Annotated in this window: 13 protein-coding genes; 10 read left to right on the forward strand and 3 right to left on the reverse strand. The window is 55.9% G+C overall.

Annotated features, from left to right (window positions below):
• Window positions 1–386 precede the first annotated feature (386 nt).
• Both rplM and rpsI read left to right on the forward strand, forming a co-directional pair.
• A complete protein-coding gene (rplM, locus tag AB8804_RS20020; RefSeq protein ID WP_003860434.1) occupies window positions 387–815 on the forward strand; it encodes a 50S ribosomal protein L13 in 429 nt (142 codons plus the stop codon).
• 15 nt (window positions 816–830) lie between these two features.
• Window positions 831–1,223, forward strand: coding sequence for a 30S ribosomal protein S9 (rpsI, locus tag AB8804_RS20025; protein WP_003025138.1), 393 nt, complete (start codon window positions 831–833; stop codon window positions 1,221–1,223).
• Window positions 1,224–1,234: 11 nt separating this feature from the next.
• Here rpsI and AB8804_RS20030 read toward each other — a convergent pair whose 3' ends face one another.
• Entirely contained in the window at window positions 1,235–1,531 is a 297-nt protein-coding gene (locus AB8804_RS20030; protein WP_371189691.1) for a hypothetical protein, read from the reverse strand.
• On the opposite strand from AB8804_RS20030, the gene sspA reads away from it, so the two are divergent.
• The 8 genes from sspA to AB8804_RS20070 all read left to right on the forward strand — a co-directional run bounded on the left by sspA (window position 1,530) and on the right by AB8804_RS20070 (window position 10,566).
• Window positions 1,530–2,168, forward strand: a complete 639-nt coding sequence (sspA, locus tag AB8804_RS20035) for a stringent starvation protein SspA (protein ID WP_003860438.1) — start codon at window positions 1,530–1,532, stop codon at window positions 2,166–2,168. The two genes, AB8804_RS20030 and sspA, sit on opposite strands and share 2 nt — an antisense overlap.
• 5 nt (window positions 2,169–2,173) lie before the next feature.
• Entirely contained in the window at window positions 2,174–2,674 is a 501-nt protein-coding gene (sspB, locus tag AB8804_RS20040) for a ClpXP protease specificity-enhancing factor (protein ID WP_371189692.1), read from the forward strand.
• 763 nt (window positions 2,675–3,437) lie between these two features.
• Window positions 3,438–4,142, forward strand: coding sequence for a fimbria/pilus chaperone family protein (locus tag AB8804_RS20045; RefSeq protein ID WP_371189693.1), 705 nt, complete (start codon window positions 3,438–3,440; stop codon window positions 4,140–4,142).
• Between the two features lie 8 nt (window positions 4,143–4,150).
• The gene (locus AB8804_RS20050; RefSeq protein WP_371189694.1) at window positions 4,151–6,577 is read left to right on the forward strand and encodes a fimbrial biogenesis outer membrane usher protein; all 2,427 of its coding nucleotides are present in this window, start codon (window positions 4,151–4,153) and stop codon (window positions 6,575–6,577) included.
• The gene (locus AB8804_RS20055) at window positions 6,574–7,134 is read left to right on the forward strand and encodes a hypothetical protein (RefSeq protein ID WP_371189695.1); all 561 of its coding nucleotides are present in this window, start codon (window positions 6,574–6,576) and stop codon (window positions 7,132–7,134) included. The genes AB8804_RS20050 and AB8804_RS20055 overlap by 4 nt, the downstream gene beginning before the upstream one ends.
• Window positions 7,135–7,236: 102 nt before the next feature.
• A complete protein-coding gene (gene nanR, locus AB8804_RS20060) occupies window positions 7,237–8,016 on the forward strand; it encodes a transcriptional regulator NanR (protein WP_371189696.1) in 780 nt (259 codons plus the stop codon).
• Window positions 8,017–8,141: 125 nt separating this feature from the next.
• Window positions 8,142–9,035, forward strand: a complete 894-nt coding sequence (gene nanA / locus AB8804_RS20065) for an N-acetylneuraminate lyase (protein ID WP_371189697.1) — start codon at window positions 8,142–8,144, stop codon at window positions 9,033–9,035.
• Between the two features lie 46 nt (window positions 9,036–9,081).
• Window positions 9,082–10,566, forward strand: a complete 1,485-nt coding sequence (locus AB8804_RS20070; protein WP_371189698.1) for an MFS transporter — start codon at window positions 9,082–9,084, stop codon at window positions 10,564–10,566.
• Between the two features lie 118 nt (window positions 10,567–10,684).
• Here AB8804_RS20070 and AB8804_RS20075 read toward each other — a convergent pair whose 3' ends face one another.
• A complete protein-coding gene (locus tag AB8804_RS20075; RefSeq protein ID WP_371189699.1) occupies window positions 10,685–12,103 on the reverse strand; it encodes a glutamate synthase small subunit in 1,419 nt (472 codons plus the stop codon).
• Between the two features lie 12 nt (window positions 12,104–12,115).
• A complete protein-coding gene (gene gltB / locus AB8804_RS20080; RefSeq protein ID WP_371189700.1) occupies window positions 12,116–16,576 on the reverse strand; it encodes a glutamate synthase large subunit in 4,461 nt (1,486 codons plus the stop codon).
• Window positions 16,577–17,012 lie beyond the last annotated feature (436 nt).

Raw genomic sequence — 17,012 nt, forward strand, 5'->3', positions numbered from 1 at the left:
ATCTCTGGCAGACTGTATGTAAAGGCACGATGAGGTCTCTTCTGTTTTGTTGGCGCAATCAGTAGATCACACTTCATCGTGCTTTTCATTTTTCTGGGGAACCCTCAGCCCCGTGGGAGAGGGACTGAGGGGGAGGGCACCAGACCGCACACAGTCCACCCCCGAAAAACCCATTCCAAATCACATTTAAGGGTCGATCTTTGACCTCAACTTCTCTATAATCTTGCGACCCCACGTTACGAGAAGGTTTTTTTCCCGAAACTTTCTATGTGTCGGCATTAGCTATTCGAAGGGGTAGGTTTGCCGGACTTTGTCGTGTGAACCTCAACTGACTAAACGTTTGGGTGTTCACCAACGTGTAACTTATTTATTTGGGTAAGCTTTTAATGAAAACTTTTACAGCTAAACCAGAAACCGTACAACGCGACTGGTATGTTGTTGACGCGACCGGTAAAACTCTGGGCCGTCTGGCTACTGAACTGGCTCGTCGCCTGCGCGGTAAGCATAAAGCGGAATACACTCCGCACGTTGATACTGGTGACTACATCATCGTTCTGAACGCAGACAAAGTTGCTGTTACCGGCAACAAGCGTACTGACAAAATGTACTACCATCACACCGGCCACATCGGTGGTATCAAAGAAGCGACCTTTGAAGAGATGATTGCTCGCCGTCCTGAGCGTGTGATTGAAATCGCGGTTAAAGGCATGCTGCCAAAAGGCCCGCTGGGTCGTGCTATGTTCCGTAAACTGAAAGTTTACGCAGGCAATGAGCACAACCACGCGGCACAGCAACCGCAAGTTCTTGACATCTAATCGGGATTATAGGCAATGGCTGAAAATCAATACTACGGCACTGGTCGCCGCAAAAGTTCCGCAGCTCGCGTGTTCATCAAACCGGGCAGCGGTAAAATCGTAATCAACCAACGTTCTCTGGAACAGTACTTCGGTCGTGAAACTGCCCGCATGGTAGTTCGCCAGCCGCTGGAACTGGTTGATATGGTAGAAAAACTGGATCTGTACATCACTGTTAAAGGTGGTGGTATCTCCGGTCAGGCAGGTGCGATCCGTCACGGTATCACCCGCGCTCTGATGGAGTACGACGAGTCCCTGCGTGGCGAACTGCGTAAAGCTGGCTTCGTTACTCGTGATGCTCGTCAGGTTGAACGTAAGAAAGTCGGCCTGCGTAAAGCACGTCGTCGTCCACAGTTCTCCAAACGTTAATCATTTTCTGCTTACGCAGAACGATTGGCGAAAAACCCGCTTCGGCGGGTTTTTTTATGGATAATGCGCAGGTTATCCACAAAACTATTCCATATATCTTCTCTTTTTCCACATTTCCAGAATCCCCTCACCACAAACCCATCAAAATCTGGTAAACTATCATCCAATTTTCTGCCCAAATATCGGTGAATACTCGGTTTTTGTTCGATTCTTGAACAATGTGTTTTCTCTGGGATGGGCGATATTTCATCTGGCTGGCCCCGCTGGGCCAGTAGCAGTAAATTCTGAATATACCTGGAGGTTTTCATGGCTGTCGCTGCCAACAAACGTTCGGTAATGACGCTGTTTTCTGGTCCTACTGACATTTATAGCCATCAGGTTCGTATCGTGCTGGCCGAGAAGGGTGTCAGTTTTGAGATCGAGCATGTGGAAAAGGATAACCCGCCTCAGGATCTGATCGATCTCAACCCGAGCCAAAGCGTACCGACGCTGGTGGATCGCGAGCTGACCCTGTGGGAATCCCGTATCATTATGGAATACCTGGATGAGCGTTTCCCGCATCCGCCATTGATGCCTGTTTACCCTGTTGCACGTGGTGAAAGCCGCCTGTACATGCAGCGTATCGAGAAAGACTGGTATTCGCTGATGAACGTGATCGTAAACGGTTCATCTTCAGAAGCGGACGCTGCGCGTAAACAACTGCGTGAAGAGCTACTGGCCATCGCGCCGGTATTTGGCCAGAAGCCTTTCTTCCTGAGCGACGAGTTCAGCCTGGTGGATTGCTACCTGGCTCCGCTGCTGTGGCGTCTGCCAACCCTGGGCGTAGAGTTCAGCGGTCCTGGCGCGAAAGAGCTGAAAGGCTACATGACTCGCGTATTTGAGCGCGACTCCTTCCTGGCATCTTTAACTGAACCGGAACGTGAAATGCGTCTCGGCCGAGGCTAATGACTGTGGAAATGTCACAACTTACCCCACGCCGTCCGTATCTGCTGCGCGCCTTCTATGAATGGCTGCTGGATAACCAGCTCACGCCGCACCTGGTTGTGGATGTGACGTTGCCGGGCGTGCAGGTTCCAATGGAATATGCGCGTGACGGACAAATAGTGTTGAACATTGCGCCGCGCGCGGTGGGCAACCTGGAGCTGGCGAACGACGAAGTGCGCTTCAACGCGCGTTTTGGCGGCGTGCCGCGCGTGGTTTCGGTGCCGCTGGCAGCCGTACTGGCTATCTATGCGCGTGAAAACGGTGCGGGCACCATGTTCGAGCCGGAAACGGCTTACGATGAAGATGTTGCCAGCCTCAATGATGACGAGTCACCTTCTGATTCGGAAGGTGAAACGGTGATGTCCATTATCGACGGTGATAAGCCGGACCATGCGGATGATAACGATCCGGATGACGATCCGCCGCCGCCACGGGGTGGACGTCCCGCGCTACGCGTCGTCAAATAGATTCATGTTTCTTATAAACCAGCCAGTTACCTGTACCTGGCTGGTTTTTTTATGCCTCAAGGTTTCGCCAAATTTACCCTACAGTTATAGATTTTGATGATAAGTTTTAAGCCGAAACACCTTGAAATAAAATAAATAAATCAAAAGCCATTAATAAGGCGAATATTATAATCCTTTTTTTTCATTGAAAGTTCTGATTTTATAGCCTCCATATATCTTATGAGTAATCCTTAATTCAGTTATTAATAAAGCTAAATTGCATATATTTATGAAAGTAATATTATGGGTACCGGTCGTAAAGGCTGTCGCATAAACGTGATAGATTTTCGCCAACATAATTTTCGCATATGTTAAGGATTAACACGTGAAAAAGGTTTTACTTGCCACGAATTTGCCTCTCTGTGTTACTTTCACCGTTGCTATAGATGCCCGCAGCGCTGGGAGTCGAAGGTCTACTGAATAACGCAGCATGCACTCCGGAATCACGCAACGTGGCGTAGTGAAATACGGTACAAATAATTCTGCTGCTTTGTCTGTTATAACCGTTAACCCGTTAGGTCATAAACACGTGATCTGTTGAATAACTGTTAATCGACAGAGAAGCTGCATGGTATGAGTAACCTCAGCCTGAAGTACCTGTAATCTTTTTCAAGTAACGTGTGTTAAATAAATCCAGAGAATAAATGCAACATGCATTTATTCTCTTTTTAACAGCACGATGAACATGGAATGTAGTGTAATAGGCTTCTAAGGATTTACTCATATGTCATGCTTTAAAAATGTATTATTGAACACATTAATTACTGCTGCGTTATTCTCCGTGCAATTTACTGCGCATGCGGGGGGGATGGTGCCTGAAACCAGCCTGCTCGTGATTGATGAAGCAACGCACAGTGGAACCATTAACGTCAAAAATACCGATAGTTTTCCTTCACTTCTCTATACCAGCGTCGTGGATCTTCCTGATGACCAGGGGTTGAAGCTGATTGTGACTCAACCTGTTGTGCGTCTGGAGCCGGGCCAAACCCAGCAGCTCCGTTTCATATTGCAGACGAAAGAGCCTCTGACCGTCGAGCATTACAAACGCGTGACCTTTGAAGGCATTCCACCGAAAGGTACTGATAAGAAAGTAAAAATCGGTATTAACTTGCGTCAGGATCTGCCTGTGCTTATCCGTCCTAAGTCCCTGGAAGTGGTTACCGATGCCTGGAAAGATCTGAAATGGAACGTAAGCGGAACTTCCTTAAAGGTTAATAACCCGAGCAAATACGTCGTTCGCCTGGCGCAAAAAGTGTTAACCCAGCCTTCAGGCGCGGTCGGCATGCTGAAGAAAACCTACATCCTGCCGGGGGAAACGCTCACCACGACGTTAGATAAATCCTCGGGCAGCGATAACAAAGTGAAATTCTTCCCGGCCAGTCGATATGGGGTTGAAGTACCAAGTTTTACAACGGATTTAAATAAATAAATAGGGAAATGACGGTGTGTAAAAAAAGCCGCCTTGCACTTTGTGTCCGCGCGATCCTTTGCGGCACGTTACCTCTGGTGTTATTGAACTCAACTTCCCTTCAGGCGAGGGAAGTGACGTTTGATACAGGTATCATTCAGTCACGTGGTCTAAGCATGGATCTTAACCATTACTTTGCTGAAGCACCGCGCTTTCTTCCGGGAACGCACTCGGTGCAGGTTAAGGTAAATGGCAAGGAACGCGGAACTGCGGCAGTACGCTTTAACGAAGATGGCGTACTGTGCGTTGATAATGATTTCATGGAATTTGCGGGCCTCATACCTGTTCCGCTAAAAGCCAGTGAAGCGTGCCATGATATTCGCAGCGATTACGCACAGGCCGTGGTGAACTCACTGCCCAACCAGGAAGCGGTTGAGCTGTTTGTTCCTATGGAAGCCGTTAACAGCCTGACGGCAGACATCAAAAACTTCCAGCATGGCGGTACTGCTGGTTTGCTGAATTATTCGTTGTTCAGCACCCGCAATGAATACGATGGCACGGACAATAGCCGTTACTCTCAGGCGAATCTGGAAGCGGGCTTTAATGCCATGGACTGGTCGCTGCGCAGCCGTTACATCCTGACGGATGATGATGGTAAAAAAAATGCGGACAGTATCTACACCTACGCTGAGCACGTGTTTGTGCCGCAGCGGTTAACGCTGCAGGTCGGTGAAATTAACGCCATGTCGGATGTCCTGAACGGCGTGTCGATCACGGGCGTTCAGCTGATGCCAACGCGTGGCCTGCAGAAAGACGGATCCGGCGTGACGGTCAACGGTATCGCGCGTTCTCCGCAGGCTCGCGTCGAGGTTCGCCAGAACGGCCAGCTCATCTTCAGCACGTTAGTGCCAGCCGGTCCCTTCACGCTTGATGACGTGCCAATGGTGCGTAACAACGTGGATCTTGACGTCACCGTGGTCGAGACGGATGGTTCCAGCAGTCACTTCCTTGTCCCAGCCGCTTCCGTGCGCTCGCAGAAGCTGTCGCGCCCGCAGGGCTTGACCATCTCCGCAGGACAGGTGCGCGATATCGAGAGTGATTATGACGACCCTATGGTCGTAAACGTGTCTGATGGCTGGCGCATCCTGCCGTGGATGAACCTCCTCGCCTCAGGCGTGGCTGCGCAAAATTATCAGGCCGTAGGGAGCAGAGCCGAGTTTATGCTAACAGACCGCTGGGGCGTGTCGACAAGTGCAGCCACCAGTAAATCGAGCTTTGGCGACAACAACTACAACGGCTTGAAAGCGGAATTGCAGAGCGATTATGCGCTGGGCGAAAACCTGGGCTTGTCAGCCAGTGCGTCACATTTCAGCAGCGACTATCGCGAACTCGCTGACGCAATGGACGATGATTTTGTACCTAATGACAACACCTACTCAGGCAATATTAGCTTCTCTACTGGCATTGCCGGATCGTTCAGCGCCGGGTTTAACTATAACCAGGCTGCAGGGGATGGCCCTGACTCACGCTATCTGCTGCTCACCTGGGGCAAAACGTTCAAGTACGCAACCGTCACGGTTAACTGGCAGAGCGCGGTGGGCAACAATGGCGATGACGATCAGGACGACGATCTGCTTTACGTCAACCTGAGCGTTCCTCTCGGTGGTTCTCAAAGCCTGAGCTCCTACATGCGTAAGCAGGGCGACAGCACCAGCTACGGGGTGTCGAACAGCGGTGCCATTGGTGATAACACCTATTACACCGTCTCGGCTGACCGCGATGACGACTCTCAGGAAAACAACTTTAACGGCAACATCACCTCTAACCTGCACTATACCCAGCTTGGCGTGGGCGGCGGTACGAGCGGTGACCATCAGCGTAACTATAATGCGACGCTTTCGGGCGGGATCGCGATGCATAAAGATGGCGTAACCTTCTCGCCATACGCGATCAGAGACACCTTTGCGATTGCAAAACTCAGCGAGCCGAAGAGCGGCGTTGAGATTTCCACCCCGCAGGGAACCGTCTGGACGGATCGCTGGGGACAGGCCGTGGTGCCGGGCTTAAGCGAATGGCGAAACTCTCGCCTGGAAGTTGATGCGAATAAACTGCCGCAGAGTATGACGCTCGCAAACGGGACCAAGTATATTGCTGCTGCGCATGCGTCCGTCAGTGAAGTGACCTTTAAAGTGCTTAACAGCCGCCGCGTCATGCTGCGCGTGAAGCGTCCTGATGGTACGCCATTGGCAAAAGGGCTTTCGATTGTTGACGGTAAAGGTAATTACATTGTTACCAGCGTGGATGACGGACACATCTTCCTGAGTGAAGCCGATCAGATTGATGCGTTGTACGCAATGGATGACAACAACAAACAACTGTGTCAGATCGATTTCACTCTCAGCGATAAGCGAGATGAAAACGCATTCTACGAAGAAGTTAATGGAGTATGCCGATGAACATTCAGCGAAAAGTGACCCTGGTCGGGCTGCTGGCGCTCTGTTTGCCTGCCGCCGCTTTTGCCGGTGACTGCCAGATAACGCTGTCGCAAGCCGTGGTGGATTACCACCAGCTGCAGCGTGACAATATTGTCACCACTCAGCAGAACTGGCATAAAATGCCGGAGCGTGAAGTTAACGTGAACGTCTTCTGTCCCGAACAGCAGCAAATTGGCGTACTTCTTCAGGGCGCTGCGGGTGAAAAAGGTCGTTTCTTGTTTGGTGAAAAGGGCGGCGTTGGGGTCAAAATCGACAATATGATTGTTGATGGAAAAAACTACAACGTGGGTAAAACTACCGACCAGGTTAATTTAACGCCCGAAGGGGACGCCGCGACGTCGTTATATCTGAAAAATAACGAAACCGTTGTAGCTGAAGAGAACAGTAAGGTTCCTTCCGCACAGCAGATGAGCTTTAGGGTAACGGTCTTCCCGGTACTGAAGGATAACGCGTTCAGAAATACGGCGGACGTCACCCAGCTGGAAAGCGATCTCAGCTGGAAAGTCCTGACCCACTGACATGCCGGCCTTATGGTGCGTCCTGCATCATAAGGCCTTTTCGCCCCCCTCTCGTTTCCTGTGTTATCATGAACTGTTTTCCTTCAATGGCACCGGACTGCAATGAAACCGACCGATCTCAAAGCCGAAAACGCTGAAATCATTTCAGGGCACAGCCTTCGCCGCCGCCCGCTGGCGCGCAAAAAGCTGTCCGAAATGGTGGAGGAAGAGCTGGAGCAGATGATCCGCCGGAAAGAATTTGCTCAGGGAGAGCCGCTGCCCTCCGAGCGTGAACTGATGGCGTTTTTCAACGTAGGCCGCCCCTCGGTGCGTGAGGCGCTGGCGGCGCTCAAGCGCAAAGGCCTGGTGCAGATCAACAACGGCGAGCGCGCCCGCGTCACCGTGCCTTCCGCCGATACGATCATCAGCGAGCTATCGGGCATGGCGAAGGATTTCCTGACCCAGCCCGGCGGAATCGCGCATTTCGAGCAGCTCCGCCTGTTCTTTGAATCCAGCCTTGTCCGCTATGCGGCAGAGTTCGCCACGGACGATCAGATTGCGCAGCTGACGAAAGCGCTGGAGATCAACAGCCAGTCACTTGATGACAACGCGCTGTTTATTCGCTCAGACGTCGATTTTCACCGCGTGCTGGCGGAGATCCCCGGTAACCCAATCTTCAATGCGGTCCATGTGGCGCTGCTCGACTGGCTCATTGCGGCACGTCCGAAGGTACCGGACGCGGACCTTTACCAGCATAACGAAGTCAGCTATCGCCAGCATATTGCAATCGTCGATGCGATCCGCCGCCGCGATCCGGATGAAGCCGATCGGGCGCTGCAAACCCATCTCAACAGCGTTTCCGCCACCTGGCACGCCTTCGGCCAGAGTTCTAAAACCCAATAATCCCGATCCTTTAGTGAAGCAGATCGCAATATAAGCGTTCTGTATCCCACTGCTGCATAATTGATCTGGTATAACAGGTATAAAGGTATATCGTTATAACACTCGCACGATCGATTGAGGTAACTATGGCAACGCAACTACGCGGCGTAATGGCCGCACTCCTGACCCCGTTTAACCAGCAGCAGATGCTGGATAAAGAGAGCCTGCGCCGGCTGGTGCAGTTCAATATTGCGCAGGGTATCGACGGGCTGTATGTCGGTGGTTCAACCGGCGAGGCCTTTGTACAAAGCCTTTCCGAGCGTGAACAGGTGATGGAAATCGTGGCGGAAGAGGCGAAGGGAAAGATCGCGCTTATCGCCCACGTCGGCTGCGTCAGCACGACGGAAAGCCAGCAGCTGGCGACCTCAGCGGCCCGGTATGGCTTCGACGCCGTCTCCGCCGTCACGCCGTTCTACTATCCTTTCAGCTTCGAAGAACACTGCGATCACTACCGTGCAATTATTGATGCTGCTGATGGCTTACCGATGGTGGTCTATAACATTCCGGCGCTGAGCGGCGTGAAGCTGACGCTGGATCACATCAGTACCCTGGTGACGCTGCCGGGCGTCGGGGCGCTGAAGCAAACCTCCGGCGATCTCTTCCAGATGGAGCAGATACGCCGCGCGCATCCGGATCTGGTTCTCTACAACGGCTACGACGAGATCTTCGCATCAGGCCTGCTTGCGGGCGCTGACGGTGGCATCGGCAGCACGTACAACATCATGGGCTGGCGCTACCAGGCGATCGCCAGGGCGGTGCGGAAAGGGGACAACGCCACCGCGCAGCGTCTGCAGAGCGAGTGCAACAAGGTCATCGATCTGCTGATCCAGGCGGGCGTTTTCCGCGGTCTGAAAACGGTGCTGCATTACATGGATGTCGTTTCCGTGCCGCTGTGCCGCAAACCCTTTGCCCCCGTGGATGACAAATTCGTCCCAGCGCTAAAAGCGCTGGCAGAGCAGCTAATGGCGGAAAAGCGCTAACGCATTGCCATCCGGCAAACGACAGAAAAATCGTCGGGAGAGTGAAATGAGTAAGTCTACCCAAAGCATCCCGTGGTACCGCCATCTTAGCCGCCCACAGTGGCGCGCGTTCTCCGCCGCCTGGCTGGGATATCTGCTCGATGGCTTCGATTTTGTATTGATTGCCTTAGTCCTGACGGAAGTCAAAAGTGAATTTGGCCTGACGACGGTGGAAGCCGCGAGCCTGATTTCGGCGGCCTTTATCTCGCGCTGGTTTGGCGGCCTGCTGCTGGGCGCGATGGGGGATCGCTACGGGCGCAAGCTGGCGATGATCTCCAGCATTGTGCTTTTTTCCTGCGGCACGCTGGCCTGCGGTTTTGCGCCGGGTTACGTCACTCTGTTTATTGCCAGGATGGTGATCGGCATGGGGATGGCGGGCGAATACGGCTCCAGCGCAACTTACGTCATCGAAAGCTGGCCGAAGCACCTGCGCAATAAGGCGAGCGGTTTTCTGATCTCCGGTTTCTCCGTGGGTGCCGTCATCGCCGCGCAGATCTATAGCCTGGTGGTGCCCGTCTGGGGCTGGCGCGCGCTGTTCTTTATCGGCATCTTGCCCATCGTGTTTGCCCTGTGGCTGCGTAAAAACATTCCGGAAGCGGAAGACTGGAAGGCAAAGCACGAAGGCAAAGCCCCGGTCCGCACGATGGTGGATATCCTGTATCGCGGCAAATATCGCGTAATCAATTTCCTGATGACCCTGTTTGCCGGCATCGCGCTGTGGCTCTGCTTTGCGGGCGAGCTTAACAATGTGGGGCTGGTTGTCATTCTTGGCCTGCTGTGCGCCATCGTGTTTATCAGCTTTATGGTGCAAAGCAGCGGCAAGCGCTGGCCGACGGGCGTTACGCTGATGGTCGTTGTGCTGTTTGCCTTCCTCTACTCGTGGCCGATTCAGGCGCTACTGCCTACCTATCTGAAAACCGAGCTGGCGTATGACCCGTCTACCGTGGCGGAGGTTCTGTTCTTCAGCGGATTTGGCGCGGCGGTAGGGTGCTGCGTGGGCGGTTTCCTCGGTGACTGGCTGGGCACCCGCAGGGCCTACGTCTATAGCCTGCTGGCCTCGCAGCTGCTGATCGTTCCCGTCTTTGCCATCGGCGGTACCAGCGTCTGGATCCTTGGCCTGCTGCTCTTTTTCCAGCAGATGCTGGGGCAGGGGATTTCCGGGATCTTACCTAAGCTTATCGGCGGCTATTTCGATACCGACCAGCGCGCCGCGGGGCTGGGCTTTACCTACAACGTTGGCGCGCTGGGTGGCGCGATCGCTCCGGTCATCGGCGCGTTGCTATCACAGAATATGCCGCTCGGCACGGCGCTGGGGTCGCTCTCCTTTGGCCTGACGTTTGTGGTTATTCTGCTCATCGGTCTGGACATGCCTTCTCGCGTTCAGCGCTGGATAAGGCCGGAAGCGCTGCGCACGCATGACGCCATTGACGGTAAGCCGCTGAGCGGTGCTTTTCCTGCGGGCGCCATCAAGCGCGAACAGGTGATGAAATGATGACGCTGAGGATTACCAGCCGTGCGGCGTTCAATCGAAAAGGGTTGTCGTGAAAGTGCGCGCCAGCCTGTTAGCCGCATAAAAAAAGCCGGATGGTGTGCCCATCCGGCTTAATTTCCTACACTTCCAGGAAGTTCAGGATCCCGTCAGCCGCCTTGCGGCCTTCGGCAATCGCCGTCACCACCAGATCCGAACCGCGCACGATGTCGCCACCGGCGAAGATTTTCGGGTTGCTGGTCTGGAAGGCGTTATCGCTGCCTTCCGGCGCAATAACGCGGCCCTGCGAATCCAGCTCAACGCTGTGCTTCGCCAGCCACTCCATGCTGTGAGGACGGAAGCCGAACGCCATCACCACGGCGTCTGCCGGGATCACGTGCTCAGAACCCGCGACGATCTCCGCGCGACGACGGCCTTTTGCATCCGGCGCGCCCATCTCGGTGCGCGCCATCTTCACGCCGCTCACCCTGCCGTTGGCATTCACTTCCACGCCCAGCGGCTGGATGTTGAACTGGAACTCCACGCCCTCTTCGCGCGCGTTTTTCACCTCGCGCTTAGAGCCCGGCATGTTCTCTTCGTCACGGCGATAGGCGCAGATGACGTGCGCCGCGTTCTGACGAATCGAGGTACGCACGCAGTCCATCGCGGTATCACCGCCGCCCAGCACCACCACGCGCTTGCCTTCCATGCTGACGAAAGGCTCGTCGGTGGTTTCGCCGTAGCCCATAATCTGCTTGGTGTTGGCAATCAGGAACGGCAGCGCGTCGTACACGCCCGGCGCGTCTTCGTTCTCAAGCCCGCCGCGCATGGACTGATAGGTGCCCACGCCGAGGAACACGGCGTCGTAGTCCTTCAGCAGATCGTCGAGCTGCACGTCGCGGCCCACTTCCACGTTCAGTTTGAACTCGATGCCCATGCCGGTGAAGATTTCGCGGCGGCGGGTCATGACCTCTTTTTCCAGCTTGAAGGCCGGAATGCCGAAGGTCAGCAGGCCGCCGATTTCCGGATGACGATCGAAGACCACCGCCTTCACGCCGTTGCGGGTCAGCACGTCCGCACAGGCCAGGCCCGCCGGGCCCGCGCCGATAATCGCCACGCGCTTGTCGGTTTGACGAACGCCGGTCATATCCGGACGCCAGCCCATTTCGAACGCCTTATCGTTGATATAGCGCTCGATGTTGCCGATGGTCACCGCGCCGAACTCGTCGTTCAGCGTGCAGGAGCCTTCGCACAGGCGGTCCTGCGGGCACACGCGGCCGCACACTTCCGGCAGGGTGTTAGTCTGGTGAGACAGCTCGGCGGCCTCAAAAATACGCCCTTCGTTGGCCAGCTTCAGCCAGTTCGGGATGTAGTTGTGTACCGGGCATTTCCACTCGCAGTACGGGTTGCCGCAGGACAGGCAGCGGTCCGCCTGCGCCTTGGCCTGGCCTTCTGAAAACGGCTCGTAGATTTCTACAAATTCGATTTTACGGATCTTCAGCGGTTTCTTTGGCGGATCAACGCGCTGCAGGTCGATAAACTGGTATACGTTCTGACTCATTGCTGCTACCCCTTACTGCGCCTGCACGCGCAGCTCTGCTGCGCTACGACTACGGTGACCCAACAGGGCTTTAACATCGCTGGACTTCGGCTTAACCAGCGCGAATTTCGCCGAGAACGCTGGCCAGTTCGCCAGGATCTCCTCCCCGCGCGAAGAACCGGTATGCTGCACGTGTTCGGTAATCAAACCGCGCAGATGCTCCTCGTGGATCGCGAGTGAGTCTACGTCCAGCACTTCCACCAGCTCCGGGTTCACGCGCTTGCGGAACTCGCCGTCTTCATCCAGTACGTAGGCAAAGCCGCCCGTCATTCCCGCGCCGAAGTTCACGCCGGTTTTACCCAGCACGCAGACAATCCCGCCCGTCATGTATTCACAGCCGTTATCGCCGATGCCTTCCACCACGGTGATGGCGCCGGAGTTACGCACCGCGAAACGCTCGCCCGCGCGGCCCGCCGCGAACAGACGACCGCCGGTCGCGCCGTACAGGCAGGTGTTGCCGATGATGCTCGCATCGCAGCTGCGGAAGGCTGAGCCAACCGGAGGACGTACCGCCAGCAGACCGCCCGCCATGCCTTTACCGACGTAGTCGTTGGCGTCGCCGGTCAGGTATAGCTCAACGCCGCCCGCGTTCCACACGCCGAAGCTCTGGCCCGCCGTGCCGCTGAAGTGTGCGGTAATCGGGTCGGCCGCCAGCCCCTGGTCACCGTGCGTCTGCGCGATGTAGCCGGAGAGCGACGCGCCCACGGAGCGGTCGGTGTTGCGGATATCAAACCAGAACGTTTTGCTCTGCTTGTCGTCCACGTACGGCTTCGCCTGCTGCAACAGCTGCGCGTTCAGCACGCCGTTGTCGAACGGCGGGTTGTTCTCGGTGCAGTAGACCGCTTTGCCTGGATGCGGCTGCGCGGTTTCCAGCAGCTTGCCCAGATCCAGCTTCTGCTGCTTGGCGGTGAAGCCTTCCAGCTCTTTCAGCAGGTCGGTACGGCCAATCAGATCCACCAGACGCTTCACGCCCAGCTGCGCCATCAGCTCGCGGGTTTCGCGGGCGATGAAGTCAAAGTAGTTGGTCACTTTGAACGGCAGGCCGTGGTAGTGGTTCTTGCGCAGCTTCTCGTCCTGGGTTGCCACGCCGGTTGCGCAGTTGTTCAGGTGGCAAATACGCAGGTATTTACAGCCGAGCGCCACCATCGGGCCGGTGCCGAAGCCGAAGCTTTCCGCGCCAAGAATCGCCGCCTTGATGATGTCGAGGCCGGTTTTCAGGCCGCCGTCCACCTGCAGGCGGATCTTGTGGCGCAGGCCGTTAGCCACCAGCGCCTGCTGGGTTTCCACCAGGCCAAGTTCCCACGGACAGCCCGCGTATTTCACTGAGGAGAGCGGGCTTGCGCCGGTGCCGCCGTCGTAGCCGGCGATGGTGATGAGATCCGCATAGGCTTTCGCCACGCCGGTCGCGATGGTGCCGACGCCCGGCTCGGAGACCAGCTTCACGGAGATCATCGCTTTCGGGTTGACCTGCTTCAGGTCGAAAATCAGCTGCGCCAGGTCCTCGATAGAGTAGATATCGTGGTGCGGCGGCGGGGAGATCAGCGTCACGCCCGGCACGGAATAGCGCAGTTTGGCAATATACGGGGTGACTTTATCACCCGGCAGCTGGCCGCCTTCGCCCGGCTTCGCGCCCTGAGCGACTTTAATCTGAATCACGTCGGCGTTGACCAGGTACGCTGGCGTCACGCCGAAGCGGCCGGAGGCGACCTGCTTGATGCGGGACACCTTGTTGGTGCCGTAGCGCGCCGGATCTTCGCCGCCTTCGCCGGAGTTCGAGTTGCCGCCGATGCTGTTCATGGCTTCCGCCAGCGCTTCGTGGGCTTCCGGGCTCAGCGCGCCGATGGACATCGCCGCGGTGTCGAAGCGTTTGAACAGCTCGGACGCAGGCTCAACCTCGTCAATGCTGACCGCTTCATCGCCCGGGTTCAGGGCAATGAGGTCGCGCAGCGTCGCTGCCGGACGGTTGTTCACCAGCTCGGCATACTGCTGATAATCGCTATATTCGCCGCTCTGAACCGCCTGCTGCAGCGTGCGCACCACGTCCGGGTTGTAGGCGTGGTATTCGCCGCCGTGAACGTATTTCAGCAGGCCGCCCTGATCCAGCGGCTTGCGCGCCAGCCAGGCGCGTTTCGACAGATTCACCAGATCCTGCTGGAAGTCCTCGAATCCGGCGCCGCCGATGCGGCTAACCACGCCGTTGAAGCAGAGGTTCGCGACGTCATCGTGCAGACCGACCGCTTCAAACAGCTTCGAGCAGCGGTAGGAGGCGATCGTCGAAATGCCCATTTTGGACATGATCTTGTACAGGCCTTTGTTGATGCCGTTACGGTAGTTCAGCATCACGGCGCGATAGTCTTTCTCAATCGCGCGGGTATCGACCAGCTTCGCCAGCGTTTCGTAGGCCAGGTACGGGTAGATCGCCGTCGCGCCAAAGCCCAGCAGCACGGCAAAGTGGTGCGGATCGCGCGCGCTTGCCGTTTCAACGATGATGTTGGCGTCGCAGCGCAGGCTCTTGTCTACCAGGCGCGTCTGAATCGCACCCACCGCCATTGGCGCAGGCACCGGCAGGCGGTTTTTCGCGATGTTGCGGTCAGACAGCACCAGCAGAACGGTGCCGTTACGCACCATCTGTTCAGCCCTGTCACACAGCGCGTTCACCGTCTCTTCGAGGCTCGCTTCGGTCACGTCGAAGGTGATATCGAGCGTGTCCGCGCGGTAGTGCTCCTCTTCCATGGTGGTGAGCTGCTTGAAATCGGAGTACAGCAGGATCGGCGACTTAAAGGTCAGGCGGTGCGCCTGGCCTTCGGCCTCGCAGAAGACGTTCATCTCGCGGCCGATGCTGGTGGCCAGCGACATCACGTGCGCTTCGCGCAGCGGATCGATTGGCGGGTTGGTCACCTGCGCAAACTGCTGGCGGAAGTAGTCGTAAATGATGCGCGGCTGGCTGGAGAGCACGGCAAACGGGGTGTCGTCGCCCATTGAACCGACCGCTTCCTGGCCGTTTTCACCCAGCACGCGTATCACCGAGTCCAGCTCTTCGGCGCTGTAGTTAAACTGTTTCTGGAAGCTCGCGAGAGCGTCGTCGTCCAGCTCGCGGCTGCCAACCTCTTCATCAGAGAGGTCTTCAAACGGCACCAGGCGGCGAACGTTCTTTTCCATCCACTCTTTGTACGGGTGGCGGCTCTTCAGATCGTGATCGGTTTCGGCGGAGTGCAGAATACGCCCGCCGCGGGTATCGATAACCATCAGCTCGCCCGGCCCCACGCGGCCTTTCTCGACCACTTCGTCAGGCTGGTAATCCCAGATCCCGACCTCAGAGGCACAGGTGATGAGCTTGTCTTTGGTGATGACGTAGCGCGCCGGACGCAGGCCGTTACGGTCGAGGTTACAGGCGGCAAAGCGGCCGTCGGACATCACGATGCCCGCCGGGCCGTCCCACGGCTCCATGTGCATGGAGTTAAAGTCGAAGAACGCGCGCAGCTCCGGATCCATATCCGGGTTGTTCTGCCAGGCCGGCGGCACGAGCAGGCGCATGGCGCGCACGATGTCCATCCCGCCCGCCAGCAGCAGTTCAAGCATGTTATCCATCGAGCTGGAGTCCGAGCCGGTTTCGTTAACGAACGGCGCGGCGTCGTGCAGATCGGGGATCAGCGGGGTCTGGAACTTATAGGTACGGGCGCGCGCCCACTGGCGGTTACCGGTGATGGTGTTGATCTCGCCGTTGTGCGCCAGGTAGCGGAACGGCTGTGCCAGCGGCCAGCGCGGCACGGTGTTGGTGGAGAAGCGCTGGTGGAACAGGCAGATGGCCGATTCCAGACGCAGGTCCGCCAGGTCCAGGTAAAAGCGCGGCAGATCGGCCGGCATACACAGGCCTTTATAGATGTTCACCAGGTTAGAGAGGCTACAGACGTAGAACTCTTTATCGTCCTGGAGACGTTTTTCAATGCGGCGGCGGGCAATAAACAGGCGGCGTTCCATGTCGCGCGGACGCCAGCCCGCGGGCGCATTCACAAAAATCTGTTCAATACGAGGCAGCGAGGAGAGGGCGATTTCACCGAGCACCCCTTCGTTGGTTGGCACATTGCGCCAGCCGACGATCGACAGGGTTTCACGCTGAAGTTCTTCTTCAACGATGCGGCGCGAGGCGGCGGCTTTTTCAGGATCCTGATTCAGGAACAGCATGCCGACGGCGTAATTTTTGGCTAAACGCCAGCCGCGCTCTTGCGCTACGATGCGGAAGAAACGATCCGGCTTTTGCAGCAGCAGGCCGCAGCCGTCGCCGGTTTTGCCATCGGCAAGTATTGCACCACGGTGCTGCATGCGGGCCAGTGCGTGAATAGCAGTACGCACTACCTTGTGGCTAGGTTCGCCTTCTATGTGGGCGATCAGGCCGAAACCACAGTTATCCTTCTCAAGGGATTTATCGTACAACATATCAGTGAACCTCCCCAGGCTCGTCGGGCTTCCCACTGAACTTTACCGTGGCGCACAGGCGCAGAAAGAGCATGGCGACGGGGTTTGCGCTTCATACGCGTACCTCGCATTCGCCCTCTTTTTCATCCTTTCGCGCAGGTAAACAAGTTTGAGGACTTGCTTCAGAGGGAATCTCAATTACTGCATAAATATGATGAGCAGGCCGCTCATCCAGAAAGCTTCCAGCGGATTTCCAACTTATCGGGAATTAGCACACAGGTCAAATGGCAATCTTATTTATATAAAAATGTGCTAATGAGAAGTTATTGCATTGAATATAAAAGCTATTTTACTCTTTTTATAACCCGGTGAGCCTGCGGGAAGAGGCAGCGTAATGTGATCTGACTCACTGTATGAAAGCGGTATTATCGATGCAGCGTGCTGAATAGCGGTTTTA

The organism is Enterobacter sp. KBR-315C3_2022, from assembly GCF_041399425.1.
Classification (GTDB): domain Bacteria; phylum Pseudomonadota; class Gammaproteobacteria; order Enterobacterales; family Enterobacteriaceae; genus Enterobacter.